Raw genomic sequence first — 22,307 nt, 5'->3', positions numbered from 1 at the left:
CTCAGTCCTCCCCCGTCTCGACGATCCAGGTGTCCTTGCTGCCCCCGCCCTGGGACGAGTTGACCACCAGCGACCCCTTTACCAGCGCAACACGGGTCAAGCCGCCGGTGGTGACATAGGCACCATCCTGGCCAGACAGGATGAAGGGCCGAAGATCGACGTGGCGAGGCTCAGGCCGACCGTCGAACAGGGTCGGCGTGGTCGACAGGTTGAGCATGGGCTGGGCCATGTAGTTGCGCGGGTCCTGCTGGATCAACTTGGCGAAGGCGTCGCGTTCCGCCTGGGAGGCCTGAGGCCCCATCAGCATGCCGTAGCCGCCTGACTCGTTGGCCGGCTTTACCACCAGTTCATGCAGGTGCTCCAGCACGTAGCGCCGATCCTCCTCAAGCATGCAGAGGTAGCTCGGTACGTTCGGCAGCAAGGCATCCTGGTCCAGGTAGTACTTGATCAGCTGCGGCACGAAGGCATAAACGACCTTGTCATCGGCCACCCCGGCCCCGGGGGCATTGGCCAGTGCCACCTTGCCGCTGCGCCAGGCCCGCATCAGTCCCGGCACCCCCAATACAGAGTCGGCACGGAAGGCCTCCGGGTCGAGGAAGGCATCATCGATACGCCGATAGATGACGTCTACCCGGGTTAGCCCCTGTACCGTGCGCATGTAGACCACATCGTCATCATCGACGACAAGGTCAGAGCCCTGGACCAGCTGCACCCCCATCTGCTGCGCCAGATAGGCATGCTCGTAGTAGGCAGAGTTGTAGATCCCCGGCGTCAGCACCACCACTTGCGGGTCGTCCCAGGGACGAGGCGACATGCCGGCCAGCATGTCGTAAAGCTGGGGCACATAATCGTCCACGGGAAGAATCTTTCCCGAGGCAAACAGCTCCGGCAGCACGCGCTTGGTCACGTTGCGGTTCTCGAGCATGTACGAGACGCCGGAGGGGATTCGCAGGTTATCTTCCAGCACGTAGATCGTGCCGTCCCCACCGCGCACCAGGTCGGACCCACAAATGTGTGCCCAGACGCCGTGGGGCGGGTCGATACCGACACACTGGGGACGAAAGTTGACCGACTGCGCCAGCACATCGGCGGGCAAGACCCCATCCTTGATGACCTTCTGGTCATGGTAGAGGTCGTCGATAAACAGGTTGAGCGCCTCGACGCGCTGCTTCAGGCCGGCTTCGGTACGCCGCCATTCATCGGCGGGAATGATCCTGGGTACGATATCGAAGGGCCAGGCCCGATCGATCATGCTGCCTTCCGAGTACACCGTGAAGGTGATGCCCATGGTTCTGATGGCAATCTCTGCCGCCGTCTTGCGCTCAGCCAGCTCATCCGGCGCAAATCCCTCCAGCACGTCGCACAGCATCTTGGCCGCGTCCCGCGGCATCCCGGGCATGGCCACCAGTTCATCGTAGAACCCAGCGCAGTTGTACTGCTGCCAATCCACATGGCTCATCGGCACACCCTCTTGTTATCAACAGCGGTCTACCCTGCTATGCCTTCGTCCACCGGGGCATCCTGCACCGGATCGTGATGCACCAGACTGGCGTACATCCCATCGACATATCGGGGTCCCCTACCTGCTGTATAGCAAGGTCTGTACCAGAACACAGAAAATCTGCCGTATCGGACACAGGTAAGTTAGCCGCCGGGACAATCGGCACCGCAACGGACACATGGCGACGCATGCGTCACGCCCCTGGCAGGCTGCTGGCTCGTCCTCGGGGCACTTCTGCCGACGCGCGCACCAGGACAGTGCGTCACGACGGGCTGACGCCGGCCTCCCCAACCTCAACAGGATGTGGATGCTTTGTCGCCGCCAAAGGGGTGTGGATGGTTTGGCCACGAGAGTTTGGTCTGGAGAGCTTGGTCAGGAAAGCGAGCCAAGCTCATGGACCCACCTGCGGATACTTGCCAGGGGTCCTGAGGGATGAGGTTCTGAGGGTATAAGGTTACAGTGCAGCTCAACGGGCATACGGCGGACTTGAGCCGATGCCCAGCCTGGGGTACATCTTGATCACAGCGCCACGGGTGCTGTATCCCTTCGTCATCAGGAGACACATCGCACTCATCATGTCCTCGTATGCCGGGACCGCAGGACGGTCCATCCTTGGCCATGACGTGCCTGCCAGCCGGCGCTGCGTCATGCGGGTATCAGGCCCTCGCTCGGGCACTGCAAGATGAACTATTACCTGCGCCATACCACCCGCTATCGCTATAGCGAGATCGTGACGCTCAGCGAGAACGAAGCCTGTCTGTCCCCTCGCGTGCTGGGCTGGCAACAGGTGGCCTTCGCGCGCCTGTCCACATCGCCCCTGACTCCGCTGCACCAGCAACGCTGCGATGCCTTTGGCAACCGTATCAACCTGTTTGCCATCGACACGCCGCACCAGGTGCTGGAAGTGACCCTGGAAGCGCGGATCACCACCTCCCCACGGCCCCAGCCCCCTGCCAATGCCATGTCCTGGGAAACCTGCCGCGACCTGCTGGCAACACCTGGCACCACGAGCTACTGGGAAGCTCAGCCATTTCTCGAAAACTCGGCCTATATCGAGCGTCGTCCACTGCTGGCGGCGTGGGTGGAGGCCTGCTTTCCCCCTGGCGGCGACCTGGTGGAGTGTGTGGATGCCCTTAATCGCCGTATCTATGACGAGTTCTACTACGACAGTCAGTTCAGCAACCTGGAAACCACGCCGTCGCAGGTACTGGTAGAGCGTCGCGGGGTCTGCCAGGATTTTGCCCATCTTGCGATCGCCGCCTTGCGCTCTATCGGCCTGGCCGCTCGTTACGTCAGCGGCTACCTGGAGACCAGTCCGCCTCCTGGGCAGCCTCGCTTGCTAGGGGCAGACGCCTCACATGCCTGGTTCGCGGTGCTGATACCGGGGTGGGGCTGGCTGGACCTCGACCCCACCAACGGTGTGCGCGTTGGCGAGCGTCACTTGCTGCTGGGTTGGGGCCGAGACTATGACGACGTAGCGCCGATCAAGGGCGTCGTGACCGGTGGCGGCCGGCAACAGCTTGAGGTCGAAGTCGATGTCTTGCCCATCGCCAGTGACCCAGACGCCAGCGCCGAGGGTCATGGAGACAACAGCGACAGCATGGACGAGCCGCTGGCCAGCTGAGGCGGCACGGCCCGAGCCGCTAGCACTTGGAGCCTGAGCGTTACACCACACTGGGATGTTCGCATTGCGTTCCTGCTCGCCAATCGCCACTATCGGCGTCTAGGCGCCTGACGATTCCCTGGGGCGCACTGCTGGAGAGGTGTCATGCAGGACCTGCTGATCTGGATCGCCACAGGCTTCGGGCTAGGCCACTCGCCCTGGGCCCCCGGAACCGTCGGAACCTTGATCGGCATTCCCGTGGCCTGGTACTTGCTGCGGCTGCCGCCGGCACGACGGCTTGCGATCGCGCTGTTGCTGATCCTGACCGCCGTTCCCATCTGCCACTTTGCCTCGCTGTGGCTGGGAGGCGGCGATCTCTCCCAGATCGTGCTGGATGAGTGGGTAGCCCTGCCGCTGGTAGTTCTGGCCTTCTCGCGCCACCGCCGACGGATCATGCTGCCGCTCGGATACCTGCTGTTTCGTCTGTTCGATATTTCCAAGCTATCCCCCGTGCGGGAGATCGAAGGCATCGGCGGCGGCCTGGGCATTGTCGCGGATGATGTCATGGCCGCCGTCTATGCGGCCCTGACTCTGGCCCTGCTGGTACGCCTGACACGCCGTTACTGGCGCACAGAAAGCCCTCGCTAAGGGAGCGCTGAACACATCAGCCTAGCGGCGCAAGGCCCACGCAGCGCTGATCCCGGAGCCTATGCGGTATAGGTGAGGAGATCGAGCAGCGCGTAACGCAGCGAAGCGGCGGAATTCATGCAGTGTTTCCCTACGCCTGTTCATGACAAAAAAAGCCGCCCTGAAGGGCGGCAAGACGGGACAGGATTCGATCGAAACCTATTAGTCAGTCCAGAACTCACTCCGGAATCAGCACGGCGTCAATGATGTGGATGACACCATTGCTTGCCTGAATGTCACGCTCTACCAGCGACGCGTTGCCTACTTGCCAATCACCACCCTGCTCCTCGACCGACATTTCGGTGCCCTGCAGGGTGGTGACGACATCGCTGTCGCCTGGCTGCCACGCGCCATCCACGAGATGATAGGAAACAACTTCGACCAGACGACGATGCTGGGTCTTGTCGTCGCTCAGCCAATCGTCGAGGCGGCCTTCGGGCAGCGCGTCGAAGGCTTCCTGGGTCGCCGCGAAGACCGTCATCTCCCCTTCCTCGCTCATGCGCTCGTCCAGGTTGGACGCCTCCACCGCAGTAGCAAAGGTCGTCAGGCGCTCATCGTCCTGAATCACCTGCCACAGCGTGTCATCCTCAGCCGCAGCTGCGCTGGTGCACACTGCCGAGGCGCTGAACAGCAACCCGGCGGCCAAAAGTCCCTTTGCCTTCATGCTCCTTCCTCCTGACATCATGCCTTCGGTGGACCTGTCGGCTCGTGGCACCGGAGCCCTACTCACCAAGGCTTCTCAACCTGCGTTCCATAAACCCGGTTCCATAAGCCCGGCTCCTTAAACCCGGCCCCTTAAACCAGAGCCCCGTAAACCAGAGCCCTGTGAACCAAGGCCTATGCACCACTCAGAACACCGAGGCGGTATATAACAACAGCATGTACAAAAACTAGACCAGATAAATATTTCGTACAAGTATTTTTCTACCCGACGCTTTCCCCTCACCCTATCCATCAAAACGTCACAAAGAGGCGTCATCATGCTGCGTCGAAAGAAACGTCGGCGGCGCCACAGCGAAAGCGAACTGTGCATAAGCTATACACAACTTGCACAAAATAGAAATGCATGACAACCTTGTACATGACGCCGCAAGGGGTAGGCCAGCAAGGCAGCGAGCCACCGCTTGCGGCGTCACCTCGCAAGGAGCGATGAAAGACGACGCGCCAAGGAGGGCGCCAGATGTACTACCCCATCACATGCACACTGTGCGGCCATGACCAGGCCACCCTTATTCCGGCATCCGCTTCGCAGCACAATGACTGGGATGAACTCCGCTGCGTCGAGTGTGACGAGTTCCACGCCACCGTTGCCGATTGGGAGCAGCGTCAGACACCGGACTATCTGCGATTTCTCAACAAGTCTCGCAGCCTGATGATGGCCATCCGCAGAGAGCAACATGGCCAACACTGCAGTGCTGTCGCACAGGAGTGCAGCGCATGATTACCGTTGCTCTAGACCTCAACTGCAGCATCTGCGGTCACAGCCGGTTCACTCTTCCTGTTGGTCGCGACGACGGTGACAGCGTGCACTGCGCCAACTGTACCGCCTACAAGTGCAAGGCCATGGACCTGGAACGGGCGCTCATGGCGACGACACCACCTCCCCCTCAGCCCATGCCCAGCCCAGCGGCGGCCATGGCCTGAGACATTGACACGCCACCGCGTCCTGGCGATGTTGCGCCGCCCCATCAGGGCGGCGCTTTTTATTGGCATGGTGAATCACCGGTCTGGCAAGTACCTGAAATAGCACCTGACATGACAGGGGGCTTGCAGGGTTAGACGCCTGGCGAGCGGTGTCTTGAGGTATGATCTTGGCGCCAGTGACGTTTGCCGCTGCCAGCACACTGAGAGGTGAGCAGCGCCAAACCCGCGTCACACCCCTCACTGGCCGCCCCGAAACCACCTGGACACATGGCTCAGATTGAGCCGGAGACATCATGCCCGACAACGCAATTCCGGCGGCCTCAGCGCGCCGTCAAGACAGCCGCGCCCAGGCGCTTCCTATCCTCGTGGTGTGCGCCGCGCTGTACGGCATCAGCCTGGCAGTCGGCTATCACATCAACGCGGTGGTGCTGACCATTCTCAGCATGATCATCCTTTGCCTGCTGAGGATTCCAGTGGCCATTGCCTTGATCAGTGCGGCCATGCTCGGCGCACTGCATGCGGGGATGCCGATGACCGACGCCATCGGCGCGTTCAACGACAATCTGCTGGTAGGCGCTCAGGTCGGTCTGACCTATGTGATGATCGGCGCCTTCGCCGTTGCGCTGTCCCGCAGTGGCCTGCTGGAGCTGCTGGCCGATGCCATTTCCTCGCGACTTGGCAGTCACGAGGAAGGCACTCGACGCAGCGTCAAATGGACGCTGTTCGGGCTATTCATCGTGGCCTCGCTGATGTCCCAGAATCTGGTGCCGGTGCATATCGCCTTTATCCCGATCTTGATCCCACCGCTGCTTGGTGTGCTGGACCGTCTCAAGGTCGACCGCCGCGCCGTAGCCTGCATTCTGGCGTGCTCTATCAGCGCCAGCTACCTGCTGCTACCCACCGGATTTGGCGCCATCTTCCTCAACGAGATCCTGCTGGCCAACGTCAACAGCGTGGGCGCTGCACACGGCCTGACAGCGACCGCCGACATGGCGCCCAAGGCCATGGCCTTACCCGTGTTGGGACTGGTCGCAGGGCTGCTGGTGGCAGTCTTCATCAGCTACCGCAGGCCGCGGGACTACGCCACTCCTGACGCCGCCGTCGCGATCACCCGGCCGACCGCCCCCACGCGGCTGAAGCCCCTTCAGCTCATTATCACGCTGGCGGCGCTGGCCGTGGCGCTGGTCTTTCAGCTTAGCTTTGATTCACTGCTGATCGGAGCCATGGTGGGCTTCCTGATTCTGACCCTTGGCGGCATCTTCCGCTGGCAGGAGCAGGACGACGTGTTCACCGATGGGCTGCGAATGATGGCTCAGATCGCCGTCATCATCACCATCGCCTCAGGCTTCGCCGGCGTACTGACCGCGACGGGGGAAATCGACGCCCTGGTCAGCGCCTCGGCAGCGTTGATTGGCGGCAACATGGCGGTGGGCGCTGCGGTCATGCTGATCGTCGGTCTGTTCATTACCATCGGCTTTGGCGATTCCTTTGCCAGCGTGCCCATCCTGGCCCCGATCTATCTGCCGCTGGCGCTGACGCTGGGCTTTGACCCGCTGGCGGCCATTGCCCTGCTGGGCGCTTCTACCGCCCTCGGCGATGCCGGCTCGCCTGCGTCCACCATTACCCTTGGGGCCACGGCCGGCTTGAACGCCGACGGCCAGCACGACCATATTCGGGACAGCGTCATCCCCACCTTCCTGCACTGCAACCTCGGTATGCTGGTCTTTGCCTGGATCGCGGCAATGGTGCTCTGACGCTCACCGGGCAGCGACCCAGCGGGATAGGACGGCGTCCCCGTGACGCGGACGCCGTCTGCTGCAGATCCCAGGCCTGCTGTTGTGCGCCAACGTTCCCGCCGGCAGAGGAAGGAGCTGAGCGGTAATCAACGACTCAGTGCCAGGGATTCGGCAACGTCGATCAGCCGACGCACCGCCGGCAGGCTGGCGTCTCGCCGCCACACCAGCATCAATGGCAAGACCATGTCGAGGTCATCCAGCGCGATGCTGACGACGCCCTCCGGCGCCCCCGTCATGGTCATCTCCGGCATGATGGTACAGCCCATACCCGCCGCCACCAGGCATAGCATGGTCGCATTGTCGGTCCCTTCCTGAACCACATGCGGGGTAAAGCCGCGCCGCTGAAACGCATGGATGAGTTTGTCGTGGTAGACCGGCGTCGCGCTTCGCTCGAACCAGATGAAATCCTCGCCGGTCAGTTCAGCCAGTGTCTTCGGCGGGTGCCGCGCCAGCCGGGAACCTTTGCTCACGACCAGCACCAGTCGATCTTCATACAGGCAGTGGCTATCGAGCTGATCATCGTCCTGTGGGGGGAAGAACAGCATGCCTGCATCCAGCTGATGATGCCGAAGCGCCTCCACCTGTGGGGCAGACAGCAGTGACTGCACCTTCAGGCTGACATCTGGGTAGCTCTGACGAAACTGATTGAGCAGCCTGACAATCTGCGGCACCCACAGGTGCATGACCGTCACTCCCAAGCGCAGCTGACCAAGCTGGCCATCGGCGATACGCCGCGCATCGTGCTTGGCCGTCTCGAACTCCCGTATTAGCCGCCTCGCCTCTCGGTGAAACGCACTGCCGGCTGCCGTGAGGCTGACACCGTGACGCGAACGCTCCAGTAACGTTGCCCCTACCGACTCCTCCAGCAGCCTGAGTTGCCGCGTCAGGGCAGGCTGGGCCAGCGGAATCTCCCGGGCAGCGCGGGAGATCGAGCCCTCCTCGACCACCGCCAGGAAATAGCGCAATTGCTTGAAGTCCATGCTCGCCTCCTCGTGGCCCAGCCACCGGCGCCGACGCCCCCTGGGGCATGCCAGACACCCGGCATCCATACAATAAAAGCATGGTAATAGAAAAATAATAATATTTTATCTATAAAAAGCCGCCGACCATGATGATGAACATCATTCACACATCTGCGGCATCCCATGACCCTGACTATCGACACCTCGTTCTTCGACGATCAACTGCAAAGCCTGACGGAACTACGCCATCATTTTCACCGCCACCCCGAGCTCGGGTTCAAGGAGCACGCCACCTCGGCGCGGGTCTGTGAAGAGCTTGAACGCCTGGATATTCCCTACGAAAAGGGTCTGGGCGGTACGGGTGTGGTCGCCACCATCAAGGGCCTGGCGGCGGACAACGGGCGTCGCATCGGGCTGCGTGCGGACATGGATGCGCTGCCGATCCAGGAGGCCAGCGACCACGCTCATGCCTCCGAAGTACCCGGCATCATGCACGCCTGTGGGCATGATGGTCATACCACCATGCTGATTGGTGCCGCGCGTTACCTGGCTCGCCACCGCGACTTTTCCGGCATCGTCTACCTGGTCTTTCAGCCGGCAGAAGAGGGCCTGGGTGGCGGACGCGAAATGGTCAAGGACGGCCTGTTCGAGCGCTACCCCATGGACGCGATCTACGGCCTGCACAACTGGCCCGCCCTGCCCAGAGGCCAAGTCGCGATCCGCCCCGGCCCGATCATGGCTGCGACCGACCGCCTCGACATTTGCGTCCGTGGCAAGGGCGGCCATGGTGGCGTGAACCCTCATCTCTCCATCGACCCGGTGCGCATGGCCGGAGCCCTCATTCAGGCATTGCACAGTGTGGTATCGCGAGATGCCGACCCGCTGTCGCCTGCCGCCCTTAGCCTGTGCGGGATCAAGGGCGGAGAACTCGATGGCTTCGCCATCATTCCCGATGAGGTCCGCCTGAGCGGCACCGTCCGCACCCTCGACCTGGCCACACAGGACCGCATTGCCGACGCCATCGCCCGTACTTGCGACGGTGTCGCAGCCACCTACGGGGGCCAGATCGAGGTCGACCATCAGCGCATTTTCCCCGCCACCATCAATCACCCCGAGGCCACTCAGCATGTCATCGATACGGCCCGCGGGGTGCTCGGTGAATCGGCGCTGGAGAAAGAGGTAGCCCCAAGCCTGGGGGGTGAGGATTTCGCCTTCATGCTGGAGCAGTGCCCTGGTGCCTACTTCTTCCTGGGCAGCGCCGACACGCCGGACACTCCGCCGTTGCACAACGCTCGCTACGACTTCAACGACGCCGTCATTCCTACCGGCAGCCAACTGCTGGTCGCCATCGCGCTCGAAGGACTGGCCAAGGCCTCCTGACCCGATCGCCGCTGGCCAGTCACAGCTGGCCGATCACAGCTGACGCCCGCAGGGATATCAGCTGGCAAAAGCTTCCACGACCACAATCCACAACAAGAGGTCTCTCATGAAACACTCCACAGGCATGCCGTCGAAAGGCCTGCTGCTCTACTTCGTGCTTTGCACCCTGGCCATGGTCTGGCCAGGGGCTCTTATCGCCAATCGCATCGACCCCATCATCCTGGGTATGCCCTTCTTCATGTTCTGGTACGTCGCCTGGGTCTTCGCACTCTTCGTCGGCCTGGTGATCGCCTATCGCAAGGACGCCGAGAAGGAGGTGGATCATGAGTGATTCGATGCTGATCACCGCGATGACTGTGGGCTACCTGGTGGTGGTCCTGCTGGTCGGCCTGCGCGCTCGTCGCGGTCAGACCTCATCGCTGGAAGGATATGTGGCGGGCGGCCGCCATATGGGCCTGCTGGTGCTGTTCTTCATCCTCGGCGCAGAGATCTTCTCTGCCTTTGCATTTCTCGGCGCTCCCGGCTGGGCCTACAGCAAGGGCGCTCCGGCGTTCTATATCATCGCCTACCTGACCCTGGCGGTCATTGTCTGGTGGCTGATTGCACCGCACATCTCTCGACTGGGTCGGCGCCACGGGTTCCTGACTCAGGCCGAGTTCCTGTCTGCCTGCTATCCCACGCCGAAAAACCTGCTGGGACTGGTCATTGGTGTGGTCAGTGTGCTGGCGATGATTCCCTATCTGACGATTCAAATCGCCGGTGCTGGCCTGCTGTTCGAGGCCGCGACCTCGGGCACCATCCCCTTCTGGCTCGGCAGCCTGCTGGCATGCGGGGTGGTGGCCGCCTATGTCTACGCCAGCGGCCTTCAGGGCATCGGCTGGACCAACCTGATGCAGGGCTTGATGATGGTCGTCATCGCCTGGGCCCTCGGACTGACGACAGCCGAGCAGTTCTTCGGCGGCGTCGGCGAGATGTTCCAACAGATCAAGGATCAGGCACCGGAGTATCTGACCATGCCGGGCGCTACCGGAATGGGCTGGGGTGCCTTCTCGACCGCTGTACTGGTCAGCGCGCTGGGCTGCGTGATGTGGCCACACATCTTCATGAAGTTTTACAGCGCGCGGGACGTCAGGACGCTCAAGCGGGTGTTCGTGCTGTATCCGCTTTACAGCTATCTGCTGGTGCCGCTGCTGATCATTGGCTTTGCCGGTATCGTGCTGCTGGCGGATACGCCGCTGGAATCCCCAGACCAGGTGCTGTTGACCATCGTCGTGGAGCTGGCTGACCTGCCGGCCTGGGTCATCGGACTGGCGCTATCCGGCGCGCTGGCCGCCGCCATGTCCACGGCGGCCAACCTGGCTCATACCTCCGCCACCATTCTGGTCAGAGACGTCGTCCAGTTCGCACCACGCATGCGCGCCCTGCCCGAGCAACAGGCGCTGTCGATGACCCGCTATGGCGTCATTGTGATCTCACTGCTGGCCTATCTCCTGGCGCTGGCCAATCCTGGCTCACTGGTGAGCCTGCTGCTTGGCGCCTACGGCATCATTGTGCAGCTACTGCCGATGCTGCTGGGGGCTCTTTTCTGGCGGCGTGCGTCCCAGACAGCGGCCTTTATCGGGCTCAGTGTCGGCGCAGTGATCACCCTGCTGCTGCAATTTGGCGTGGACGCGCCATTCGGCTGGCATCCGGGATTCTGTGGGTTGGTCGTCAACTCGGCCATTTTCGTGGTCATCAGCTTGATGCGTAAATCCAGCGAGTCTCGTGCCCCCGTGGAGAGCCTGTCAGCCCAGGCCTGAACCAACGCCTGACATAGGCGATATCCCCATGGCCAGCGCCCCCCTCCGGGCGCTGGCCATTCGCATGTTGTCCCCCCACAAAGCGTCCTGCTGACGCCCGCCGTATCCGATGCTGTCGACCTGCATCGCCTGCCGACGTCAGACATGCCGTCAGGGAGGCCTCGACCTTGGTGGCAATTGATTTTATAGACGTCTGGTCTAAAATCTTTTCATGACTCACGCAGACAGCAAGCGCCGAGGGCGTCCACCCAAGACCGACTACCGCATCGGCACCCAGGAAGGCGATGCCCGGGCCGCCCTGATCGCCAGCGGCCTCGAGACGCTGACAGAACATGGCTACCTGGGCGCTGGCCTGGAGGGAATACTCAAGCGCGCCGGCGTGCCAAAGGGGTCCTTCTACCACTATTTCGCCAGCAAGGAAGCCTTCGGCCAGGCGGTCATGGAGCGCTATGCCAGCTACTTTTCGGGCAAGCTCGAGCGCCACCTGGAGGATGCTTCCCAGCCCCCCCTTGCCCGACTGCGGGCCTTTGCCGAGGACGCCAAAGCCGGCATGGCGCGCCATGGGTATCGTCGCGGCTGCCTGGTCGGCAACCTCGGCCAGGAGGCGGCCGGGCTGCCCAGCCACTATCGCGAGTGGCTGATCGAGACCTTGGCAGACTGGCAGCAGCGCCTTGCCGCGTGCCTGGAGGAGGCCCGCCAACGCGGTGATATCGCCGGCGACAGCAACTGCATGCTGCTCGCCGAAGCCTTCTGGATTGGGTGGGAGGGTGCCATCATGCGCGCAAGACTCGAGCGCGGCCCACGCCCCATCGACGTCTTCACGTCACACTTCCTCGCCGGGCTGCAGCCCACTTCGCCAGCACCCTGACGCTCATGAGCGGCATCCTGAAGCCGCTGCCATGCATCCTGCGGGACCTTCCCGCGACATTTCATAGACAGTCAGTCTAAAAAGGAGCCAGCCATGTTCAAGGCCATCGTGATCCGCAAGGAAGACGACAACCAGCAGGTTGCCATTGAATCCATCCACGAACAGGACCTGCCTGAAGGCGATGTTACCGTCGCGGTGGACTACAGTACGCTGAACTACAAGGACGGCCTGGCCATTACCGGCAAGGGCCCGGTCGTCCGCAGCTTTCCCATGGTGCCGGGGATCGACCTGGCCGGCACGGTGACATCATCGTCCCATGGGGAGTTTGCGGTGGGGGACCAGGTAGTGCTGAACGGCTGGGGAGTCGGCGAAACTCACTGGGGCGGGCTGGCGGAGAAGGCTCGTCTGAACGGTGACTGGCTGATTCCACTTCCCACGGCCTTCTCGACCAAAAGTGCGATGGCGATCGGCACCGCGGGTTACACCGCCATGTTGTCGGTCATGGCGCTGGAGCGTCATGGCGTCACCCCCGACCAGGGCGAGGTCCTGGTGACGGGCGCCAGCGGTGGCGTCGGCAGTTTTGCGGTGTCTCTGCTGGCCAAGCTGGGCTACCAGGTGGTCGCCGCCACCGGCAAACCCCACGAGGCAGAGTACCTGACGTCCCTCGGGGCCCGCACGATTATCGATCGCCAGGAGCTCACGCAACCAGGCAAGCCCTTGCAGAAGGAACGCTGGGCGGGTGCCATCGATAGCGTTGGCAGTCACACCCTGAGCAATGTGGTGGCCTCCACCCGCTATGGCGGCACCGTCACCTGCTGCGGCCTGGCCCAGGGCATGGACCTGCCCGGTACGGTCATGCCCTTCATTCTGCGCGGCGTCACCCTGGCCGGCATCGACAGCGTGATGCAGCCCAAGGCGGTACGCATGGCCGCCTGGCAGCGACTTGCCGAACTGCTGTCCAATGACAGCCTGGAGCAGATCGCCACCGAAATCCCCCTGTCACAGGCGGTTGACGCGGCAGAACGGCTGATCGACGGCCAGATCAAAGGCAGAGTCGTGGTCGCCACCCGCTGACGCCCCCACCACCCACTGACACGGGACTGAATGTGCGCAGTGGACGGGTCACAGCACCCTGCATGCCGGTGGCGTCAGCGACGGGTATGCAGGGTCGATAAGCGGCCTCCCAGTGCACTTACCAATCGCGCTACCCGCAGCAGTCGCCACGTTGTGGGAGCTACACGACAACGCGCTCAAGGTTAACTGGGGATAGAGAGTCGAATTTCTTTGATCCACAAAAAAACCGCCTCAAGGGGCGGTTTTGATGTTGCAACAAGCTTTTGATTTCCAACCATCTTTTAGATGGTGCCGGCACCAGGAGTCGAACCCGGGACCTACTGATTACAAGTAAAGTGATTTTTACAATAACATCATGACGTTACAGAAATAACAGCTACGTAAAACCATCTGCAATGTTAAAGAAAATCATGAGGTTATGGCGAACAGCTATGCAGCTTCTATATAGTCAAAGGTGACTTACGAAAAGACGTGAGGGCCGTAGACACCAGTTGACCTCTAAATAAAATCGATATCACTCATTGAAAGTACTAACTCCTATATCATTTGCCAAGTTGTCTAATATATCTGTTGATAAAGGCCAATCCTTCAATAGCCTTGCCCTCTTATTCTTTAACATCCAAAATAAAAACAGCACGGTGCTTTGCTGATATATATTATGGTAATTATAGCGCGATACTATTATACCAGGAATGTAGTCATGCTTTTTTAAAAAACCACTAATACTATCTATCAAATCATCATCGATAAACTGCTCAAATTCATCCCAGATCACAATTGAAGATTTTTGCTGATGTGGTTTTATTCCGGTAACACTCTGATAGATTCCATCTAACCTATCTATGATGGAATAGCTCTCTAACGGACCCCGATGTAATTTTCTCGTAACTTCAGAAAAGAAACCATCGGTTGTTTCAATCAATGCCATACTTTTTGCTACTGTTCTATGCACCTCAGGTTGAACAGTTCTTTTAGCCTTATAAATGGCATCATGAGTTAGCTCAGCATGCGCATGCTGCAACAATGTTCTTATCTGCACTTCACACGGAATAGAATCAGGTATTGTAATACCCGAAAATTCAAGCTCTTCTTTTGGCCGAAGAATATAATGAACAGATTGATACGTAAATAAAAGTGGATCTTTATCTCTTTCATCGGCGAAGTGTTTACACGGATCAGAGACCCATGCATCCTCTTCATCAAGAATATCGCAAATTTTATCAATATCATCAAGCAGGAGAACTATAAATCGAGCTCCGACTTTGTCTTCTATATCGTCGTATGGATTGGAGTAATTTTTCCCAGGGCGATAAAAAGCTTTATCAACTAGAGAGCTATCGTCTTTAAGCCTGTAACCGGGGGGAACCTTAAAAAAGGTTCCCAAATCTTCTCCACTCGATTTTATTTTTTCTTTTATTTTTTCGACAATATAACCACCCCAAGCCTCATAAATAGGCTTCTCTTCATCCCAGCGTTCCCTGAATTCCGGCTCGTTCATTCTTGTTTCGTAATCCTATCTTTTATTATGACTTTGGTCCAAGCCTGAGCAGTACCCGTTTCATCAGGCTCGCCATCTATCTCTTCAATCATAACATAATTCTTGAAAATAGCAGATGGAGCAGTGATTTTCACATTTTTACTAAAATTGACTTTTCTGTATTTAAGATTGCTTTCTATGTGAGCAATATCCTTTGTGAAAGATGTCGTCGGTATACCGGACTCCTCCATATGAGCATTGAACGCATCTTGAGTATCAATGTCAAAATAGTTTGATGCAAAATCCCCTGGGTTTATTGTTGAAGAATTGTCAACCTTAAGATAAGTGGTCAATGCATTATAGAGATCATTTCTATTTTCTGGTGATATTCCCAAACTATCAATGAACTCTCTAGTTTTCTCATAGAACATTTTTGTAGTTCTAGCGCTAGTTGCCGGATATCCAAACCCTAAGAAGTCTGAATAGAAGTATTGTGCAGCAGCTTTTCCATCTGCCTGGCTGATTTGATAATCAGATACCATTACGCTCCAGTTATCGTTAAGATCATCATTCTGGTCGCTATAATTCTCTTTTTCAAAAAGGGCGGCAGTTTTATAGAGCCTTGTCCCTGGAGTTAACAACACTTCTTCAACAAATTTCAAAGAAATTTCTTTAGTTGTTGGGTTTTCTTTTTTCTCATAAGCACTGTGAATTTCAGCCTTAATAATCCCAAGGAACCTCTTTTGAGGATGCCCATATTTCCCTGTAAATATAACCAATATCCCGCCAGGTATATTTTTTCTCTGCTGCGAATCAGTTAATTTTCTTGCAATATCATATGACGATACAGAAAAAGTATCATCCTCTTGAGAAATGATGCTATCTACAATTCTCGGCAAGTCACCATCACCTTGATTTACTATCTGCATCTGTACAGCTTTTGAGCCATCGCCAAGAGCATCACGCACTCTTTTCTTGAACTCTTCCATTGCATTATCGTCAAACCTTGTATACTCGTGACTTTGCAAAGGCTCTACTTTATTCCCATCCGGATCTCTTTGATAGACTTGATGGATTATAATCCGGTCAATTATTAGATTAACTAATTGCATAATCTTCCCTACGGTCTTTTTCTTACTTGAGAAACCTTGGCATGAAAAAAATTGTTCTATTTGTCTTTGAACTTTCCTGCGTGCAATGAACTCTGAAACTTCTTTATCCAGCACGAAGCTTTGTGCTAACCGAGCCTTCTTGAAAGCTTGGTGCTGGAGAAATCCAACCAACTCCACATCCGCTTCACAGTATGCGTCTTCAAGCATATCTTCGCTGATTGTGTCACGCTACCATTGGCGGGCATTTTTCCCCTTTTCGTTTGCATAGAAATGCAACAAAAATCTTACTCTCCATCCTTGCATCCTCCCAGTAGCGCTGCGGGCCCGTACCTATCGCACAGATGCATAAAAACCAGCACGTTTAGAGCGCAGGCGGGGCGGGGTGTCGACGGCGCGCCAGGGGGCGCTGCAGGGTGGTCAGAAGGCTCGAAGGCCGCCTATAACCACCAGCTGTTTCACTCAATGGTGATGACGCGCTGACCACCAGACGCCCACACCAAGCTGTGATATGCCCTGCGTGGCGAAGGGCAGGAACATCTCGAATCAGGCATTTAAACCGAGATGAAAAAAGCCACCCTGGTCAGAGGGTGGCGGTATCTGAAGGACGAGCTTGTTGAAGGGGCCGAGTGCTACCGTGAGGGATCAAGGCCCCTATCTTCGGCACCATCCAGCGAGTAGCTTCGGAAGCTCACGATCTCTTCACCTGCCCACTCGTTGACCTCGCGCATGGCCGCCTGAAGGGGCTCGAGCTCGTTGGCCACGAATACCCGGGCGGCCTTTTCAACGTCACCGAATCCACCGGTGTTCTGCGGGATGATCCCCATCAGCTGCGGTGGAATGCGGTGCCCGGCGAGCTGGTCATCCCGGGTGATGTTCTTGATGTTCCAGAAGTCGTCCTTGGCTGCGACCTCCGAAACCGGGATGACCTGGACGCCGTCCTTCTTGCCATTGGGCGAGTACAGGAAGAGATTGCGGAAGTTGCCGGGGCCCTTGGTCATCAATCAAGACAAGCAAGAGGCCAGCGGCCATCGTTCAGCTGCTATGCTCGACGTGTATGATCTGAGCATACCTTTTGTCAGCCACCCAGAAGGAGCAAACAGAAATGATTGAGCTAGATTCTCTACCTCCAGATATCGATAGTGACTGGGAGTGCATCCACACCTCGAAGATATCTTCCTCATGCATCCGAATTTGCCTTGCATCACCCAATGATCCGACGCATGAGGAGCAGCTCGACTTAGACTTAGGAACGAGCGAACGCGCAGAACAATATGCGTCCAGTGAAAAACGAAGGAGGTGGCGAACATTTTCAGATATTGAGGATTCGGGCGTTCTTGGAATAGCCAAGCTCTTCGAAACCGTGAAAAAGATCTAGCAACTTAACCTTGTCTGAGCATGCCTGATGTTACGCAGACACAAAAAAACCGCCTCGAGGGGCGGTTTTGATGTTGCAACAAGCTTTTGATTTCCAACCATCTTTTAGATGGTGCCGGCACCAGGAGTCGAACCCGGGACCTACTGATTACAAGTCAGTTGCTCTACCAACTGAGCTATGCCGGCTCGGGTCGACCTAACGGTCGCTTGCTGCTCTGATGATTCGCCTTTCAGCGCTTCACCCGAAACGGGGTTGGCGTGGCTGGGGTAGCAGGATTCGAACCTGCGCATGCCGATACCAAAAACCGGTGCCTTACCACTTGGCGATACCCCAGCAGAGTTGGTGGCCAGAGACGGAATCGAACCGCCGACACGGGGATTTTCAATCCCCTGCTCTACCAACTGAGCTATCTGGCCCCTTGCCAACGCGACGTATTAAACCAATTCCTCCGTTTTCCGTCAACCCCTTTTCTTTCAAAATGATGGCGACCACGACCGAAGCAGGCTGAAGCCTAGATATCACGCGGGACGTAGCCCTCTGCGCGGTCGGTTTCCTGATTGTCGAAGAAGCGTTCCATCTGCTCCATCAGGTACTCGCGGCTGCTGGGCTCCATCATGTTGAGGTGCTTCTCGTTGATCAGGCGGGTCTGCAGCGCCTGCCACTCCTCCCAGGCCTGACGCGAAATGCTGGCCTGGATCTCCTGGCCCTTCTTGCCCGGCAGGGGCGGAAACGGCAGGGCGTCGAGTTCTTTCTGATACTTGCGGCAGAATACGGTCTGGCTCATGACTCTCTCCTGTGGGTGCAGCGTCTGCTGAAGCGCCAAATAGATGAAGCGGTCGCTAGCTGGCCCGAGCATAGCAGCCCAGGCCGGCCTCGCTTAAGCCCTCTCCGGCCCTGGTGGGCGCAGAGTAAAGGGCGCCAGCGTTTCCAGCAGCTTTTTCACCGGCGCCGCCAGTCCAACTGACTCCGGCGCCTCCGGGTCGTACCACATGCGCCCCTCGGCGACCTGATCCGCCGCCTCTACTTGCGCTGGTACAGGCGTGATCTCGAGCCGGAAGTGGCTAAACACATGTACAAAGCTCTGCCACGGCGCCTGCCTTTGTGCATGCCCCATCTGCAGGGCGAGCCATGTATCGATCTCGTCATCGCTGTCGAACTGCGGCAAGCTCCACAGCCCGCCCCACAGCCCCTGGGAAGGTCGCTGCTCCAACAGAATACGACCACGCCGGTCACGCAATACCAGCATTCGGGTCTGACGCAGCGGAACACGCTTCTTCGGCTTGGACTCGGGGAAACGCTTTTGCTCGTTGCGCGCTCGCGCCACACAGACATCGTTGAAGGGGCAACGCTCACACTCAGGTTGGCCACGACGACACAGCGTCGCGCCCAGGTCCATCATGCCCTGGGTAAAGTCCACCACCCGCTTGGTTGGTGTGTAGTGGTCGGCCAGCGTCCACAGCTGTCGCTCCACGGCAGGTCGACCAGGCCAACCTTCCACCGCATGCAGGCGGGTCAGCACGCGTTTGACGTTACCGTCCAGAATGACCGCACGCCGTCCGGTGCTCTGGGCGATGACCGCGCCAGCCGTCGACCGCCCTATGCCGGGCAGTGCTGCCATGGCGTCGACGCTGTCGACCGGAAACTCTCCGCCATGCTGTTCCACCACCTCTCTGGCAGCTTTATGCAGATTCCGGCCTCTTGCGTAATACCCAAGCCCGGTCCATAGGTGGAGCACCTCATCCTGAGAGGCCTCTGCCAACGACTGCACATCAGGAAACCGCTGCATGAAGCGCTCGAAATAGGGAATAACAGTGGCCACCTGGGTCTGCTGCAGCATGATTTCCGAGACCCACACGGAATATGCCGTGCGATTCTCCTGCCATGGCAGATCATGCCGTCCATGCCGGTCAAACCATGCCAGCAGGCGTTCAGCAAAGGCCGTTCCGGTCAGCACTGGTTGCGCCACCGCGGCCTCCTGATGCTGCTGTCGATCATCGGGGCGCCCGGGGGCTTCTGTATAATATTTCATAAAACCAGATAGTTAGTGATCACAAACCAGGATACACACGAAAAAAAGCGCCGACACGGTGGTCGGCGCAGAGACTGGCTTGCTTGATGCTCAATTAAATAGACCACGGACTGCGTCACGAAGTTCCTGGCCAGCTTTTTCACCGATGCGCTCGTCGAGTCGCTCGAGCTCCTTGCCCACCCGATCCTCGACTTCTTCATTCAGGCGAGCCTTGGCTTCGTCAGCGACCAGGTTGCCCAGGTTGCTCTGGAATGCCGCCATGTCAAAGCGGCACCATTGGCTGCTGTCGTCTTCCAGTGAGCCTTCACAGTGCACCGGAAAGGGCACCTTCTCGAGACGCCGATTCACGCTGCAGGCGGCGTCAGCGGTATCTACGAAACGTGCCGCGCCGTCAGCGTCAAAGGTTTGCGCGCCGAGGTCCAGGCGTCCGCCACCCGCGACTTCGATGCCCGGCAGGGTAATCAGCAGGTCATCGTTGTGGGCGACGCCATCACGAATGACAAAGCGCGCGCTGATGTTGTCGAAGCGGGTGTTTTCACTCCATTCACGGGTGGTCTGCTCACCTTCGAGACGGGCCACCGCGGTACACAGCTGACGCGACACATTGGCGCGTGGAATGCTGCCGTCGTTGATCCGCGTATCCAGCGTGCCGTTGAGGTGGCGAGTCAGCTCATGGCGCGCATTCCCCCGGGTGGTCAGCTCACCGCTGGCGACCAGAGAGCCACTGACCGGCGCCGGCTGCTGGCCGAGCGAGGTCAACAACGATTCCAGACGCACGCTCTCGATGACCGGCGCCAGCTGCCAGGCAAGGGTGTCGCCGCTGGCATCCAGCGACCCGGTCGCCTTCAGGCGGCCCTCATGAAAGCCTGCCGCAAACTCGGTGAGCCGATGAACGCCGCCCTCCCCTTCCATTTCCAGGCTAACGTCCTGATATTGCTGTCCACCAAGCACAAGCTGACCCAACGACAGGGAAATGCGCTCGTCCAACTGCGCCAGGAAGCTGGCGGGCACAATGGCAGGCGCTTCCTCCTGCGCCAGCGCAGCGCTGATGCCCGGCAGGCCGCTAGCCGCCGTGTCCTGCTGCGGTGGTGGCAGGTAGTTGTCGGCGTTCAGTCGATCGCCATCCAGATCGGCCTCAAGGCGTGACCCGTCAAAGTCGGCTGACAGACTGCCTGAGTAGGTGTTGTCATCCAGCACCAGCGTCAGTCCGCTAAGGGATAGACCTTCCAGGGTGCCTTCCACCGGACTGGTCAAGGCGACTTCGGTGAGAGCCTCGTCACTGGTCATGCGCGGCATGGCGCCCATCCGCGCCAGCCAGGGATGCAGCGACAGCGGCGCGAGACGGACCTGACCGTCATAGCGCGGAGCGTCATTCAGGCCAGTCACGTTGAGATTGCCCTTGATCGATAGACTGTCAGGCCCGGTCAGGGCAATGTCCCTGACTTGCGCCGTCCCTGCAGCGAGATCAGATTCGAGCTGAAAGGCCAGCGCCAGCGCGACACGTTTTTCCCCCAAGGAGGGAGTCAGCAGGCTGGCATCGAGCTGGCTAGGTGCCATGTGAACGCGCTGTTCGCTCAGGTTGAGCACCAGCTCCTCACTGCTCAGGGTGGCTTCCTGGGGTTCCGCTGCTCCTTCCACCAGCGTGCTGGTCTCCAGGGTAAGATCGGTCAGCACATGGCGACTGTCGGCCAGTCCCAGGTTGACGTCAGCGTCGAGCGAGACGTCACTCTGCAGACTGGCGATGGCGTCACCCTCTTCATTGTGCTGGCCGTCAACCAGGCCGTAGACGCGCAGCTGGAAGGTCGAACTGAGGGGGAAGGCAGTATCAGGATTGACGTTGCTGCCATTGATGGTGAGCTTGTCGGCCTGCCATTCACGCTGCGCCAGCTGATCCACCAGGGACAGCTGACCATTGGTGACTTCGACACTGGCGATGTTCAGGGCAACGGACAACCCTCCATCGTCGCTGGGATTGGGACCCGCGCTGGCCGGGGCGAGCGCCTTTTCGGCGTCCTGTCCCTTGTCTTCCAGACGCTCAAGCAGTGCTTCCCAGTTGCCCGTGCCTTCGGCATCACGTTCAAGGTTCAGCGTCAGGCCATCCAGCGTCAGACCATCGATGGCGATTTCGCCACGCAGCAAAGGGGTAAACGCCAGGCTGACCGATGCCCGAGAAAATGCGGCGAAGGCCGGCGCATCATCAGGCTGGTCGGCCAGGCGCGCCTCTGCCTGAGCCACACTGACGCCAATACGTGGATAGAAGGACCACTCCAGCGGGCCTTCGAGCGACAGATCCAGCCCGGTATGCTCCTGCACCACCGCCACCAGCCGCGGCTTCATGTCTTCCGGATTGAAGAAGGTGGTGACGTAAACCACCGCTCCCACCGTCACCAGCGCAAGGACGCCGACGACCGCCAGAAGGGTTCTTACAAGACGTTTCATGTGCCGCTTTCTCCCGTGGGCAGGTCGAGTTGAAAATCATCACCGCTACGCGTCAGTTGATACCCCAGGCGCTTGAGCAGCATCTGGTCGGCCAGCGTCAATTGGGACGCCGCCACGCTGAGCTTCATGCCTTCTTGGTTGGCGGCTGCGCTGATCAAAGCCAGCAATCGCGAGCCCACGCCACGCCGACGCGTCGTCTTGCGCACACACAGGTCACGCATATGCCAGCGGTCATCGCCTTGGCTGACGGCCACTGCCCCCAGCAGCCGCTCGTTGAAACGAGCCGTCCAGAAGAAGCCTCGCTCAAGCTGACCGGTAACGTAAGTCCCCGGGGGTAGCTGGATGCGGTCTTCTGGCGCATCGGCATAAATTCGAGTCAGGTCGATCCTCACCTGTTCATCGGCGTCCCAGACATCCCGGTCGACGCGATAGAGAGTCACCGGCATAAGCTGTCTCCCTTGGCCGGAGGGCGGCGCAAGCCGCCACTGGAATGGTGGCATTGTAGCGGATGGGGGCGCGGATTCACTATAATGGCAGCCTTGTGCGCCTCGCACCGCGAGC

Annotated in this window: 20 protein-coding genes and 3 tRNA genes; 10 read left to right on the top strand and 13 right to left on the bottom strand. The window is 59.0% G+C overall.

Annotation, left to right across the window (positions count from 1 at the left end; genetic code table 11):
- Position 1 precedes the first annotated feature (1 nt).
- Positions 2-1,459: a circularly permuted type 2 ATP-grasp protein gene (locus tag KUV45_RS19225; protein WP_206940723.1), complete on the bottom strand. Its 1,458-nt coding sequence runs from the start codon at positions 1,457-1,459 to the stop codon at positions 2-4.
- Between the two features lie 724 nt (positions 1,460-2,183).
- Here KUV45_RS19225 and KUV45_RS19220 point away from each other — a divergent pair.
- Both KUV45_RS19220 and KUV45_RS19215 read left to right on the top strand, forming a co-directional pair.
- Positions 2,184-3,125, top strand: a complete 942-nt coding sequence (locus KUV45_RS19220) for a transglutaminase family protein (protein WP_222163919.1) — start codon at positions 2,184-2,186, stop codon at positions 3,123-3,125.
- 144 nt (positions 3,126-3,269) lie between these two features.
- On the top strand, positions 3,270-3,752 hold the full coding sequence (locus KUV45_RS19215; RefSeq protein ID WP_222163918.1) for a phosphatidylglycerophosphatase A: 483 nt from the start codon (positions 3,270-3,272) through the stop codon (positions 3,750-3,752).
- Between the two features lie 217 nt (positions 3,753-3,969).
- Here the strand turns inward: KUV45_RS19215 and KUV45_RS19210 are convergent, their stop codons facing one another.
- Entirely contained in the window at positions 3,970-4,455 is a 486-nt protein-coding gene (locus KUV45_RS19210) for a fasciclin domain-containing protein (RefSeq protein ID WP_222163917.1), read from the bottom strand.
- Positions 4,456-4,971: 516 nt separating this feature from the next.
- Between KUV45_RS19210 and KUV45_RS19205 the strand changes: the two genes are divergently transcribed.
- The 3 genes from KUV45_RS19205 to KUV45_RS19195 all read left to right on the top strand — a co-directional run bounded on the left by KUV45_RS19205 (position 4,972) and on the right by KUV45_RS19195 (position 7,189).
- Positions 4,972-5,232: a hypothetical protein gene (locus KUV45_RS19205; RefSeq protein WP_222163916.1), complete on the top strand. Its 261-nt coding sequence runs from the start codon at positions 4,972-4,974 to the stop codon at positions 5,230-5,232.
- Positions 5,229-5,435, top strand: coding sequence for a hypothetical protein (locus KUV45_RS19200; RefSeq protein WP_206940733.1), 207 nt, complete (start codon positions 5,229-5,231; stop codon positions 5,433-5,435). Before KUV45_RS19205 ends, KUV45_RS19200 begins: the two co-directional genes overlap by 4 nt.
- 293 nt (positions 5,436-5,728) lie before the next feature.
- Entirely contained in the window at positions 5,729-7,189 is a 1,461-nt protein-coding gene (locus tag KUV45_RS19195; RefSeq protein ID WP_261316051.1) for a Na+/H+ antiporter family protein, read from the top strand.
- Between the two features lie 128 nt (positions 7,190-7,317).
- Here the strand turns inward: KUV45_RS19195 and KUV45_RS19190 are convergent, their stop codons facing one another.
- A complete protein-coding gene (locus KUV45_RS19190; protein ID WP_222163915.1) occupies positions 7,318-8,211 on the bottom strand; it encodes a LysR family transcriptional regulator in 894 nt (297 codons plus the stop codon).
- 165 nt (positions 8,212-8,376) lie between these two features.
- Between KUV45_RS19190 and KUV45_RS19185 the strand changes: the two genes are divergently transcribed.
- From KUV45_RS19185 to KUV45_RS19165, 5 genes are all read left to right on the top strand, one after another.
- A complete protein-coding gene (locus tag KUV45_RS19185) occupies positions 8,377-9,573 on the top strand; it encodes a M20 aminoacylase family protein (protein ID WP_222163914.1) in 1,197 nt (398 codons plus the stop codon).
- A 106-nt stretch (positions 9,574-9,679) separates the two neighbouring features.
- Positions 9,680-9,904 carry a DUF3311 domain-containing protein gene (locus tag KUV45_RS19180; RefSeq protein WP_224852136.1) on the top strand — a complete coding sequence of 75 codons (225 nt, stop codon included), beginning with the start codon at positions 9,680-9,682 and terminating at the stop codon, positions 9,902-9,904.
- Entirely contained in the window at positions 9,897-11,372 is a 1,476-nt protein-coding gene (locus KUV45_RS19175) for a sodium:solute symporter (protein WP_224852137.1), read from the top strand. Before KUV45_RS19180 ends, KUV45_RS19175 begins: the two co-directional genes overlap by 8 nt.
- A gap of 211 nt (positions 11,373-11,583) precedes the next feature.
- Positions 11,584-12,240, top strand: a complete 657-nt coding sequence (locus KUV45_RS19170; protein ID WP_222163913.1) for a TetR/AcrR family transcriptional regulator — start codon at positions 11,584-11,586, stop codon at positions 12,238-12,240.
- 93 nt (positions 12,241-12,333) lie between these two features.
- The gene (locus KUV45_RS19165; protein ID WP_222163912.1) at positions 12,334-13,314 is read left to right on the top strand and encodes an MDR family oxidoreductase; all 981 of its coding nucleotides are present in this window, start codon (positions 12,334-12,336) and stop codon (positions 13,312-13,314) included.
- A 514-nt stretch (positions 13,315-13,828) separates the two neighbouring features.
- Here the strand turns inward: KUV45_RS19165 and KUV45_RS19160 are convergent.
- The 10 genes from KUV45_RS19160 to KUV45_RS19115 form a co-directional block, all read right to left on the bottom strand.
- Positions 13,829-14,812 carry a GTP pyrophosphokinase family protein gene (locus KUV45_RS19160; protein WP_222163911.1) on the bottom strand — a complete coding sequence of 328 codons (984 nt, stop codon included), beginning with the start codon at positions 14,810-14,812 and terminating at the stop codon, positions 13,829-13,831.
- A complete protein-coding gene (locus KUV45_RS19155) occupies positions 14,809-16,110 on the bottom strand; it encodes a nucleoid-associated protein (protein ID WP_222163910.1) in 1,302 nt (433 codons plus the stop codon). Before KUV45_RS19155 ends, KUV45_RS19160 begins: the two co-directional genes overlap by 4 nt.
- A 422-nt stretch (positions 16,111-16,532) precedes the next feature.
- Positions 16,533-16,901 carry a hypothetical protein gene (locus KUV45_RS19150; protein WP_222163909.1) on the bottom strand — a complete coding sequence of 123 codons (369 nt, stop codon included), beginning with the start codon at positions 16,899-16,901 and terminating at the stop codon, positions 16,533-16,535.
- 486 nt (positions 16,902-17,387) lie between these two features.
- Positions 17,388-17,463 (bottom strand) — tRNA-Thr (locus KUV45_RS19145).
- 73 nt (positions 17,464-17,536) lie between these two features.
- A tRNA-Gln gene (locus KUV45_RS19140) sits at positions 17,537-17,611 on the bottom strand.
- A 7-nt stretch (positions 17,612-17,618) separates the two neighbouring features.
- Positions 17,619-17,694 (bottom strand) — tRNA-Phe (locus KUV45_RS19135).
- A 95-nt stretch (positions 17,695-17,789) separates the two neighbouring features.
- Complete coding sequence (locus KUV45_RS19130; protein ID WP_206940742.1) at positions 17,790-18,062, bottom strand: oxidative damage protection protein; 273 nt, start codon at positions 18,060-18,062, stop codon at positions 17,790-17,792.
- Positions 18,063-18,155: 93 nt separating this feature from the next.
- Positions 18,156-19,307, bottom strand: a complete 1,152-nt coding sequence (gene mutY, locus KUV45_RS19125) for an A/G-specific adenine glycosylase (RefSeq protein WP_222163907.1) — start codon at positions 19,305-19,307, stop codon at positions 18,156-18,158.
- 90 nt (positions 19,308-19,397) lie between these two features.
- Positions 19,398-21,746: an AsmA family protein gene (locus KUV45_RS19120; protein ID WP_222163906.1), complete on the bottom strand. Its 2,349-nt coding sequence runs from the start codon at positions 21,744-21,746 to the stop codon at positions 19,398-19,400.
- Positions 21,743-22,192, bottom strand: a complete 450-nt coding sequence (locus KUV45_RS19115) for an acetyl-CoA sensor PanZ family protein (RefSeq protein ID WP_206940748.1) — start codon at positions 22,190-22,192, stop codon at positions 21,743-21,745. The genes KUV45_RS19120 and KUV45_RS19115 overlap by 4 nt, the downstream gene beginning before the upstream one ends.
- Positions 22,193-22,307: the final 115 nt, after the last annotated feature.

Origin of the sequence: Halomonas sp. DP3Y7-2, from assembly GCF_019800795.1 — a bacterium.
GTDB classification, from domain to species: domain Bacteria; phylum Pseudomonadota; class Gammaproteobacteria; order Pseudomonadales; family Halomonadaceae; genus Halomonas; species Halomonas litopenaei_A.
This window is presented reverse-complemented; position numbering and strand designations above follow the sequence as displayed.